This window comes from Alcanivorax sp. HI0044, from assembly GCF_001634945.1.
In genome coordinates this window covers 1-856 of the sequence record NZ_LWEZ01001973.1, presented here as the reverse complement: position 1 = coordinate 856, position 856 = coordinate 1, and the positions used below count along the sequence as shown (strand labels likewise).

At 55.4% G+C, this 856-nt stretch carries 1 protein-coding gene; it reads right to left on the bottom strand.

Translation table 11 applies throughout. From position 1 onward, the window contains the following. The coding region (locus A3730_RS29195; RefSeq protein WP_156501448.1) for a transporter substrate-binding domain-containing protein at positions 1–856 on the bottom strand (856 nt) is incomplete at both ends.

Here is an 856-nt window from a genome sequence, read left to right as displayed (position 1 = left end):
TCAGGCGCCAATCCAGGCCATACTTAAGCGACTCTGAACGCACCAGCTCATCATAGGGGGAAATATCCCGACCTGGTTCTACCCGGTAGGCCTCATGGGTGGCGATGGTTTTCTTTTCCTTGAAATACCGGTTGTAGGTCACGTTATAGAACAGCCCCCGATAACCACGCTTTATATAGCTATTGAGCTGCTCACGTAAGGCTTGCTGGGACTCTCGGGTAACCCAGGCGATCTGTTTGGCCGGTTCGAACTGGAACAATACAGCGATGTCATCCCGGTAGGTGGATTCCATGGCAGCCAGATGGCTATCGGCCATGGTCAGGTCGTAATCACCGTTGGCCACGCCATCAATCAACATTTCCGTACTGGCGTTCTCCACTTCCAGAATCTCGAACGTGCCCCCCGCCTTTTGCAACGCTTTGAGCGTGTCGTAATAGGCCGTTTCCGGGTTCACTGCCACCGTGCGCCCGGCCAGTCCTTCCACCGTATCCAGCGAGCTCTCGCCGGCTTCACCAATAAGCTGCTCATTCACTTCCAGATAACGTTCACTGAAGGACCAGCCTGCGCTCTGACGCTCTGGCGTGACGGTCATGGAGGCGGCGATAACATCGCCTTCCCCCGCCTCCAGCGCCGCAAACATGGAGGACGGCGTATCGTGCACAATAACCCGCACACGCAAACGATGCTGCTTGGCAAAGTCCTTGATCAGGTCGTAATCAAACCCCATCAATTCACCGCGCCACATAAAATAGCTGGCCGGGTTATTGGAGGTGATAACTCGCAACACCCCTTTTTCGCGAATGTCCGCCCAGCCGCGTTCTTCTTCACTGTCCACGGAGGTAATGACCCGCTCACT